Raw genomic sequence first — 9,610 nt, 5'->3', positions numbered from 1 at the left:
GGTACGTTTCAACAACTGTAGGAGCGAGCAGAGCTCGCGATGCGCCGCGCGGGCGGCGCTCGATCTCAAGGCCGCCGCAACGCGACCCCACGCACCCAAGGCCGCGGCCAATTCTCTAAATCGACGATCTTCAGTCTTATTTGCCGAAATTTAGGAAATATCCCACAGGCATTGCGGAAAATTCCTAAATTGATATGTGGTGTGATTTCCCCCTGCACACGCTGTCAGGGAGACACCTCATGTATCTGGATTACCTCGTGCCGTCTTGGTTCGAGATCGAATCACGCATCATTGACGCAATGGGCTATCAAGGAGGCGCCCATTTTATCGATCACCTCAACCAGGCCGCCCCCTCGCTTTCACTCAACCTGAACCGGGTCAAGGCGGTGCGCTCGGCCTTCAACCAGGCCGAGTGGCAAGCCAGCGTCATGCTGCGCCAACGCTTTGCCGAGCTTGAGATCGCCAGCATCGTCGATGACCTGCTGAGGGTGGTGAGGGACATGGCGATGATCGTCGCCGCCAGCACCCTCACCGGCGGCGCCATCGGCGCCGGGTTCGGGGCGTTTGCTGGCGGTGCGGGGGCCATTCCCTTCGCCGGTGCTGGCGCGGCGATGGGCCTAAAGGTCAGTGGCTGGATCCTTGGCGCGCTGGGGCTTGCCTCCATCGCCGAGTTCTTCGTCGAAGGCCTGCCGCGCATCGGCGAGTACTACCTCGATGGCATCCGTATCGCCTGGGAAGGGACGCGCAGCGATGGCCTCGACCCGTTCAGCCAGGAGCACCCGGATACGGTCTCCCGTGCTGCTCACCAGATTGCCTTGGGGCATGTGGAAGTGGTGGTGCTGTTGTTGGGGGCGATCGTCTCGTACCTCACGCGGGGGCGTGGCGATGCTCGGGTACTGGCGCAGGAGATGGCGGCCAGCAGCAAGGGAGCACGGCTGGGGCAATGGATGCTCAAGCATGAGGAGGGGTTGAAGAAGCGGTCTGACTTGCAGGTGCCGGAGCGGCGCAAGGGGGCGGTGGATGATGCGCAGCCTCAGCAGCCGAATCGGCCTGCAGGGAAAGACAAGGAGCCTTCGAAGGGCAAGCCCGGTAGCATGCCTCTGCATACGGTGCCGTGCTTCAAAGCGGACAAATTGCCGACCTCCAAGCATGGTGAGTTTGAACGGCAGCTGAAAGGGCAGCAGGATGGGCTGAACCGGCTGACAGTCAAAGAGTTTCTGGAGAATGTTGTCAATCCAGTAAAGCGAGATCCAGGCGTTGCACGAAAGGCTCGCAGGGAACTGCAAAAAGATTTGGAAGAGAGGATTCAGGAAGAGCTATCACAGGTAATGAGTCCGGCCGAAGCCAAGAGAGAGGCTACAAAGCAAGCAAAGGAGACAATTGCAACCCTCGCCGCGCTGCACAATCCGGACCTAAGCGCCGGCGGCAAGGATCTCATTTCGGACTTTGGCGACAGGCAAGTAAACTCCACTATTGGGCCTCAATGGAAGAGCAAGTTAGAAGGCATGAAAAATGCCGCTGAGCGAATGGCCCCAGATGACCACTCAGCCCTCATGAACGTAAAACTGCACAAATGTTGACTTAAGGTGGAATCTCGATGGACGAAGCATTCTCCATATTTACTGAATCAATGGGACAACCTGCATACCGACAGGAAGTTCCACCGTCAAGTCTAGAACGTTACAAAAATAGACTACCAAATCAATTGCTTGAATACTGGGCAGAACATGGCTGGTGTGGGTATGCTGACGGACTATTTTGGACTGTTAACCCGCAGGATTACGAAGGAGTGGCGGCCTCATGGATTGAGGGTACTGCGCTTGCCGCTAGAGACACATACCATTTGATTGCACGAAGCGCTTTTGGCGATCTTTATTTTTTTGGAGAGCAAACCGGGTTTTCACTGAAAATCATTGGCTACCTGTCAAGCTACATAGGAAAAGACAGGAAAATCGCCAACATGGATCGGCATGTACAAAACTTCTTTGCGATGCGCGATCGAGAAACTGATGACTTTGACGATATGTTTGAGCCTATAAAGAAAAGACTCGGCATAGTTAAGCACGATGAAATGTATGCTTTTGTTCCCGCCTTGCCGCTTGGAGGAACAGCCAGGCTTGACCATGTTGAAAAGGTAAAAGCTCAAGAGCACCTCATTTTTTTATCCCAGATTGCGCCCCTTGAGCCCTACAGCTTTTCGGACTTTTAACCGAAAGAATATTCCGGAATGCCCCACGAAAAATGAGCCGAGGGCTGCATCGCTGCCCTCGGCTCATTTTAAAAACCCTACTTGGCCTGGTAGATGATCCCCGGGCTGCACTGCACCATCTGGTAATGGTCCGGCAACCCATTGAGCGCCTCGGACGCCCCCAGGAACAGATACCCGCCCGGCTTCAAGGTGCTGTGAATCCGCAACAGAATGTCCTTCTTCACCTGCGCCGAGAAGTAGATCAGTACATTGCGGCAGAACACGATGTCGAACTTGCCCAGCGCCGCATAGCTGTCGAGCAGGTTGAACGAGCGGAACTCGACCCGGCTGCGAATCGCCGGCTTCACTGCCCAACGCCCCGGCGCCTTGGTGTCGAAGTAGCGCTGCAGACGCTCCTGGGACAAGCCGCGGGCGATTGCCAGGCTGTCGTACTCGCCGGTCTTGCAGTTGTTCAGCATCGAGCCCGACAGGTCGGTGGCGACGATCTGCGCGCCCATCTTCAGCTGGCCAAGGTTGCTGCGCTCGAACTCGTCGATGGCCATGGAAATGGAATACGGCTCCTGACCCGACGAGCACGCCGCCGACCACATGCGCAGGCGCTGGCCGGGATTGTTCCTGATGAACTCAGGGATGACTTTGTTCTTCAGCACTTCGAACGGATAGGTATCGCGAAACCACAGGGTTTCGTTGGTGGTCATGGCGTCGACCACCAACTCGCGCAAACCGCCACGCGGCTGGGTCTGGATGCGCTGCACCAGCTCGCCCAGGCTCTTGATGCCCTGTTGCTCCATCAGCTTGTTGAGACGGCTGGAAACCAGGTACTGCTTATTCTCCCCCAGCAGGATGCCACAGGCTTTCTCCAGGAAGCCCCGGAACTGTTCGAACTCCAAATTACCCGTAGACACTACTGCCGCCTCTTTCCAATCAATGGTGCCGGGAGCCTGTCCCGGCTGCTTCAATGCGCTGCCTTGATCCGGTCGACCACGCGCTGGGCCAGGTCGTCCGGCCTGAACTTGGCCAGGAAACCATCGGCACCGACCTTCTTGACCATCGCCTGGTTGAATACCCCGGACAGGGAAGTATGCAGGCAGATGTGCAATTTTTGCATACGCGGGTCGCTGCGGATCTCCGCGGTCAGCGTATAGCCATCCATTTCTGGCATTTCAATGTCCGAGATCATCATCAGGAACTCTTCTTCCGGCCGCTTGCCCTCGTCCACCAGCTTGCGCAGGTAGTCCAGGGCCTGGCGGCCGTCGTTGAGCGCCACCACTTCCACGCCCACCGTCTGCAGGCAGCGGCTGACCTGCTTGCGCGCCACCGACGAATCGTCGACGGTCAGCACCCGCAACAGCACGGCCTTGTCCTGCACCTCGGCATCCACCACACCGGCGGACACCTGCTCGGAAGACGGCGCCACCTCGGCCAGCACCTTCTCCACGTCGATGATCTCGATCATACGGTTGTCCACCCGGGTGACCGCGGTCAGGTAGTGGCCGCGGCCAGTGCCCTTGGGTGGCGGTTGGATCTCTTCCCAGTTCATGTTGACGATGCGCTCGACCGAATGCACCAGAAAGCCCTGGGTCTTGGTGTTGTATTCGGTGATGATCACGAAACTGTTGCGCGTCTCTTCCTGCAACCCTGGCAGGCCGGTGGCCATCGACAGGTCGAGGATCGGGATGGTCGCCCCGCGTATGTTGGCCACGCCGCGCACCACCGGGTGCGACTTGGGCAGCACGGTCAGTTCAGGGCACTGCAGCACTTCGCGCACCTTGAACACGTTGATGCCGTAGAGCTGTTGGCCATTGAGGCGAAACAGCAGCAATTCCAGGCGATTCTGCCCAACCAGCTGGGTGCGCTGGTTGACTGAATCCATTATCCCCGCCATGCCTGACTCCTTCTGTTTTCTGCCTGTTGGATAACCACTCGACCAGCGAGTCGGCACGGGCTTTGCTTTTTTGAGCGCCATGTACACGAAAACGACAACTTTCCGACAACTGACGCAGCTGCTGAGCGGCTCGCTGGCCGCCCTCTGCCTGCTGGCACCGGGCGCTCGCACGCTCGCGGACGCCGTTACCTTGCCTGAACAACTTATCGGCATCACCCAAGGGTTTCTTGAATTCGCCGTCGAGGATTACCTGGCCACCACCCAGACGCCCGGGCGCTACGAAATCCAGGTCAGCCCGCTCGACCCACGCCTGCGCATGCCGCTGTGCAGCCAGCAGCTGGACGCCTCCCTGGAAAGTCCGTCGCAGCCACTGGGCCGGGTGACCGTGCGGGTGCGTTGCGATGGCAGCGCACCCTGGACGTTGTTCGTACCGGCGACGGTGCGGCTGTTTCGCGACGTGGTGGTGGTGACCCGCCCGCTCAGGCGCGACAACGTGATTGGCGAAAACGACGTGGCCATGCGCGAACGTGATGTCGGCACCCTGACCCAGGGCTTTCTCAGCGAGCTGGACCAGGCGGTGGGCATGAAGATGGTGCGCTCCACGGTGATCGACCAGGTGCTCACGCCGCAGCACCTGGAACAGGCCGAAGTGGTGCGCAAGGGCGACCACGTGGTCATCACCGCCCGCAGCGGCAGCCTCAGCGTGCGCATGCCCGGCGAGGCGCTGGCCAAGGGTGGCCAGGGCGAGCAGATTCGCGTGCGCAATCTCAATTCGCAACGGGTGGTCAAGGCCCGGGTCATCGGCCCTGGGCAGGTCGAGGTGGCCATGTAGATTACGCTGGCGGTGCGCGGGAGGTTTTTCTAAACTGTGGCGGAAACGGGTTCGCGGGCTTGCCGACAGGCGGCTGAGCATTTGTGCCTAAAGTTTCTTTCGGGTTGGCCGAAAACAAGGCAAGCGTCCAATTACCCAGAGGTTTCTGATCATGGTCATCGACTTCAGTCGTTTGAATAACTCTCCGTCGGTCACCGGCGGCGTTCGCGGCACGGCCGCCCCGAGCAGCGCCGAAAAGGCCGGCGCGCCTGCAGAGGCGACGAAAAGCGCCAGCGGAGAGGCGGTACACCTCAGCCAGGAGGCACAGCAGTTGCAGAAGATCAACGACAAGCTGCGCGACCAGCCCGTTGTCGACAGTGCCCGCGTGGCGCAGTTGAAGCAGGCGATCGCCGATGGCAGCTACCAGGTCGATGCCGGCCGGGTCGCCAGCAAACTGCTCGATTTCGAAGCTCAGCGCTGACCGTTCGGCGCGCTGACTTCACGGACGCTAGAAAAGCCAAGAGTTAGCCATGCACGACATCACTTTGCTGCAACTGATCGAAGACGACATCGCCCCGACCCAGGAACTGCTCGACCTCCTGCAAAACGAGGCCGTGGCCCTGCACAGTCGTGACCTCGCGCCGCTGGAGGGTATCCTCGCGCGCAAGCAATCGCTGATCGTCCTGCTCGAACAGCAAGGCTTGCGCCGCAACAACCTGCTCACCAGCCTCGGCCTCAGCGCGGATCGTGCCGGGGTGCAGGCAGTGGCCGCGCAGTCGCCCAACGGCGAAGTGATCATGCAGCAGCTGAACGTGCTCACGCAGCTGATGGACACCTGCCAGAAGGTCAACGAGACCAATGGCCGGATCATCCAGGTACAGCAGCACGTCACGGCCAACCAGGTCAGAATCCTCATGGGCGGCGATTCTCCATCTCTCTACGACAGCCGCGGCGCCACTTCGCCACTGGCCAAGCCCCGGGCGCTCAGCCAAGTGTGATTATTTCTATCAAGGCACGGAACATACTGGCAAAATGCCATTACTTGCGTGTGCCGTTTTTGCCTGGAGATTGATAACCCGTGTTCAATGAAACCGATGCCCCGCAGCCGCCAAAGGTGCTGAACACTCCTCTGGAGATCACCGCCAACCTGCGCCAGCTGCAGGACAGCCATGATCCCTTGATCATCACCTTCCACGAGCGTAGCCAGCGGTTCCAGAGCTATGTGGTGCACGTGGACCGCGAGAGCAATACCCTGGCACTGGACGAAATGATCCCGCGCGACGGCGAGAAGTTCATCGAGAACGGTGAAGCGTTCCGCGTCGAGGGCTTCCATGATGGCGTGCGTATCGCCTGGGAATGCAATCACTCGCTGAGGATCACCGAGGTCGACGGCCACCGCTCCTACCGCGGTGCCATGCCGGAAGAAATGACCTATCACCAGCGCCGCAATGCCTTCCGCGCCGCGCTGAAACTGTCGCAACTGGTGGACATCATCCTCGACGGCAGCCACCTCAAGGGCAATGGTGCCCTGCGCGGCAAGCTGCTGGACATCTCGGCCACCGGTTGCAAGCTGCGCTTCGAGGGCAATGTCGAAGAGCGCCTGCAACTGGGCCAGGTGTACGAGCGCTTCAAGGCGGGCAACCCTCTGGGGCTGGTGGATTGCATGGTGGAACTGCGCCACCTGCATTACGAAGAGCGGATCAATACCACCTTCGCCGGCGTGCGCTTCCACAACCTCAGTGGCCAGGCCCAGCGCAAGATCGAGAGCTTCGTGTACCAGCTGCAGCGTGAAGCGCGGCGGTTCGACAAAGACGACTATTGATCGCCTGCCGAGTGCAACAACGCCACCCATTGGGTGGCGTTTTTTGTTGTGCCAGTGCTGGCCCTATCGCCGGCAAGCCGGCAACAGGGCCGGTGCAGGCAACCTAGTTCCTGTTCATCTCGACCGAATCCGCAGCCTCTGCGTCCTCCTCCGGCGCGGCCTTCTCTTCCACCTCGGTATCCTCGGCCGCCACCGGCGTCTGCATCACATCCTGCACGGTCTGCTCGTCCACCCGTGGGTCGAGCGCAGCCGACAACGGCGAACCCGCCGCCGGCATCGCCACGTGGCCCAGTGGCGCATCCTGCACCTGGTGCAGCCCGGTAACCGCCTTCGGCCGGATACGCCATACCAGCACCAGAGCGAAGAACGCGAAGAAGGCATAGAGCATCTGCGCCCCTAGCATCTTCATCAGCACCCCCGCCGCCAGTGGCCCGATACAGGCGCCCACGCCATAGGTCACCAGCAGCATGGCCGTCAGCGAAACCCGCCGCTCGCTTTCCACATGGTCATTGGAAAACGCCACCGCCAACGGATACAGGCAGAACTGCAACAAGGAAATCAGAAAGCCAATGCCGAACAGCAGCTCCAGCGGCACGCTGGGCAAGAACGCCAGCGGTGCCGAGGCCAGTGCCAGGCCCCCCGCCACGCTGCGGATCAGCACGGCCCGATCGTAGCGATCCGACAGCCAGCCCAGCGGCCACTGCACCACAAGGCCAGCGAAGATACAGCAGCCCATGAACAGACCGATCTGCTCGGTGCTCAGCCCTTGGCTTGAGGCATACAGCGGCGCCAGGCCGTAGAACGAGCCGACGATCAACCCCGAGCCCAGCACCGTGCTGAGCGACTGCGGCACCCGCTTGATGAAAAACTTCGGTTCCATGGGCGCCGGGCGCAGGGGGGCCGGGTGGATGCGCCGGGTCATCGCCACCGGCACCAGGCACAGGGCGAAGCACATCGCGACCAGCATCAGCAACTCAGGGCCAAGCTGTGGATGCACCACCAGGATCAGTTGGCCGAGCACCAGCCCCAGGTAGGAGGCGATCATGTAGCCGCTGAACACTGCGCCCCGGTGCTTGGCATCGGCCTGCTCGTTCAGCCAGCTCTCGATGACCATGTACTGGCACATCATCCCCAGGCCGACGATCATCCGCAGCCCGACCCAGGCCGGCAGCCAGCTGGTCAAGCCATGGCCAAGCACTGCGGCGCCGACGATGCCGGCGCAGGTGGCATAGGCGCGGATGTGCCCTACCCGGCCGATGAGCCGGTGACCGACCTTGCCGCCCACGGCGAGGCCGAAGTAGTTGGCCGCCATCAGCGCACCGACCCACAAGCTGTCGACGTGGTCGGCCGCCAGGCGCAGTGCCAGGTAGGTACTGAGCAGGCCCGAGCCGATCAGCATCATCAAGGCAGCGAAATACAGCGACTGAAAGGGCTTCCAGATGTTTCGCATACTTCCCCTCGAACTCCCTGGTCAGGTGGCGTTGACCTGGCAAGCATAAGAGCAAATGCGCCGCGGCGCAGGCCCCCTGCGCTGAAATACTTGGCCTGAGGCGTGTCCAGTGGCGCTCGTGTCGCGATCAGGCCTGCGCCGCCAGTACCCGCCGCTCCCAAGGCGTGATCTCGTCGAAGAAATCAGACAGCTCCAGGGTCTTGCTGGCCACGTAGCCATCGATGAACTCGCTGCCGAACAATTGCCTGGCCAGGGCACTGCGCTTCAGGCGCTCCAGCGCGGCGTGCAAGGTGCAGGGCAGGCTCAGTGGTTCGGGCACCTCGAACTCGCCCTGGATGGCTGGCGCGGGTTGCAGGCGCTGCTCGATGCCGTGCAGGCCGGCAGCCAGGCTGGCGGCGATCGCCAGGTAAGGGTTGGCGTCGGCACCCGGCAAGCGGTTTTCCACACGCCTTGCCGCCGGGGCACTGGCGGGTATGCGCAGCCCGGCGGCACGGTTGTCGTGCGACCAGCAGGCATTATTCGGCGAGGCGTAGGGGTGGCACAGGCGCTGATACGAATTGACGTTGGGGGCGAACAGCGCGGTGAAATCGGCCAGGCACGCCTGCAGGCCGCCGATGAAGTGATGGAAGGTGTCGGTCGCCTGCCCTTGTTCGTCGTTGAACACGTTTTGCCCGCTGGCGATATCGACCAGGCTCTGGTGGATGTGCATGGAGCTGCCCGGCGTGTGCGCCAGCGGTTTGGCCATGCATACCACGATCAGGCCATGCTTGAGCGCCACTTCCTTGAGCAGGTGCTTGAACAGGAACGCCTGGTCGGCCAGCAGCAGCGGGTCACCGTGCAGCAGGTTGATCTCGAACTGGCTGACGCCCATCTCGTGCATGAAGGTATCGCGCGGCAGGCCGAGTGCCGCCATGCACTGGTAAACCTCCTGGAAGAACGGTCGCAGGCCGCTGTTGGAGCTGACACTGAAGGCCGAGTGGCCGAGCTCGCGGCGCCCGTCCTTGCCCAGAGGCGGCTGGAACGGCTGGTGCGGGTCGCTGTTGGGTGCGAAGACAAAGAACTCCAGCTCCGTCGCCACCACCGGCGCCAGGCCAAGGGCCGCATACCGGGCGATCACGGCCTTGAGCTGGCCACGGGTGGATAATGCCGAAGGACTGCCATCGAGCTCGACGGCATCACAGATGGCCAGGGCCAGCCCTTGCTCGTTCCACGGCAGTCGGTGGATTTGCGCAGGCTCTGCCACCAGGGCCAGGTCACCATCATCGCTGCCGTAGAAGCGCGCCGGCGGATAGCCGCCCATGATGCATTGCAGCAACACGCCGCGCGCCATCTGCAGACGGCGGCCTTCGAGGAAGCCTTCGGCAGTCATTACCTTGCCACGGGGCACGCCATTGAGGTCGGGGGTGACGCATTCGATCTGGTCGATACCCTTG

Annotated in this window: 10 protein-coding genes; 6 read left to right on the top strand and 4 right to left on the bottom strand. The window is 61.3% G+C overall.

All coding sequences use genetic code 11. The features are described 5' to 3' along the window. Positions 1 to 239: 239 nt before the first annotated feature. Positions 240 to 1,580, top strand: a complete 1,341-nt coding sequence (locus PPL01S_RS05735) for a DUF6861 domain-containing protein (protein ID WP_028625145.1) — start codon at positions 240 to 242, stop codon at positions 1,578 to 1,580. Between the two features lie 17 nt (positions 1,581 to 1,597). Further along, positions 1,598 to 2,209 carry a GAD-like domain-containing protein gene (locus PPL01S_RS05730; protein ID WP_028625146.1) on the top strand — a complete coding sequence of 204 codons (612 nt, stop codon included), beginning with the start codon at positions 1,598 to 1,600 and terminating at the stop codon, positions 2,207 to 2,209. A 77-nt stretch (positions 2,210 to 2,286) separates the two neighbouring features. On the opposite strand, the gene cheR is transcribed toward PPL01S_RS05730, so the two are convergent. Beyond that, a complete protein-coding gene (cheR, locus tag PPL01S_RS05725; protein WP_016393861.1) occupies positions 2,287 to 3,114 on the bottom strand; it encodes a protein-glutamate O-methyltransferase CheR in 828 nt (275 codons plus the stop codon). A 50-nt stretch (positions 3,115 to 3,164) separates the two neighbouring features. Continuing rightward, positions 3,165 to 4,094: a chemotaxis protein CheV gene (locus PPL01S_RS05720; protein ID WP_016393862.1), complete on the bottom strand. Its 930-nt coding sequence runs from the start codon at positions 4,092 to 4,094 to the stop codon at positions 3,165 to 3,167. A 79-nt stretch (positions 4,095 to 4,173) separates the two neighbouring features. On the opposite strand from PPL01S_RS05720, the gene flgA reads away from it, so the two are divergent. From flgA to PPL01S_RS05700, 4 genes are all read left to right on the top strand, one after another. Further along, entirely contained in the window at positions 4,174 to 4,926 is a 753-nt protein-coding gene (gene flgA, locus PPL01S_RS05715; protein ID WP_028625147.1) for a flagellar basal body P-ring formation chaperone FlgA, read from the top strand. 151 nt (positions 4,927 to 5,077) lie between these two features. Then, positions 5,078 to 5,386, top strand: a complete 309-nt coding sequence (gene flgM / locus PPL01S_RS05710) for a flagellar biosynthesis anti-sigma factor FlgM (protein ID WP_016393864.1) — start codon at positions 5,078 to 5,080, stop codon at positions 5,384 to 5,386. A gap of 49 nt (positions 5,387 to 5,435) precedes the next feature. Then, complete coding sequence (locus PPL01S_RS05705; RefSeq protein WP_016393865.1) at positions 5,436 to 5,903, top strand: flagella synthesis protein FlgN; 468 nt, start codon at positions 5,436 to 5,438, stop codon at positions 5,901 to 5,903. A gap of 80 nt (positions 5,904 to 5,983) precedes the next feature. Further along, positions 5,984 to 6,727, top strand: a complete 744-nt coding sequence (locus tag PPL01S_RS05700) for a flagellar brake protein (RefSeq protein ID WP_016393866.1) — start codon at positions 5,984 to 5,986, stop codon at positions 6,725 to 6,727. A gap of 103 nt (positions 6,728 to 6,830) precedes the next feature. Here PPL01S_RS05700 and PPL01S_RS05695 read toward each other — a convergent pair whose 3' ends face one another. Continuing rightward, a complete protein-coding gene (locus PPL01S_RS05695; RefSeq protein ID WP_016393867.1) occupies positions 6,831 to 8,177 on the bottom strand; it encodes an MFS transporter in 1,347 nt (448 codons plus the stop codon). 127 nt (positions 8,178 to 8,304) lie between these two features. Then, positions 8,305 to 9,546, bottom strand: a complete 1,242-nt coding sequence (locus tag PPL01S_RS05690; protein WP_171817234.1) for a glutamine synthetase family protein — start codon at positions 9,544 to 9,546, stop codon at positions 8,305 to 8,307. Positions 9,547 to 9,610 lie beyond the last annotated feature (64 nt).

It is taken from the genome of Pseudomonas plecoglossicida NBRC 103162 = DSM 15088, assembly GCF_000730665.1.
GTDB lineage: Bacteria > Pseudomonadota > Gammaproteobacteria > Pseudomonadales > Pseudomonadaceae > Aquipseudomonas > Aquipseudomonas plecoglossicida.
The sequence above is the reverse complement of the archived record's forward strand: the minus strand, read 5'-3'. Positions and strand labels throughout refer to the sequence as shown.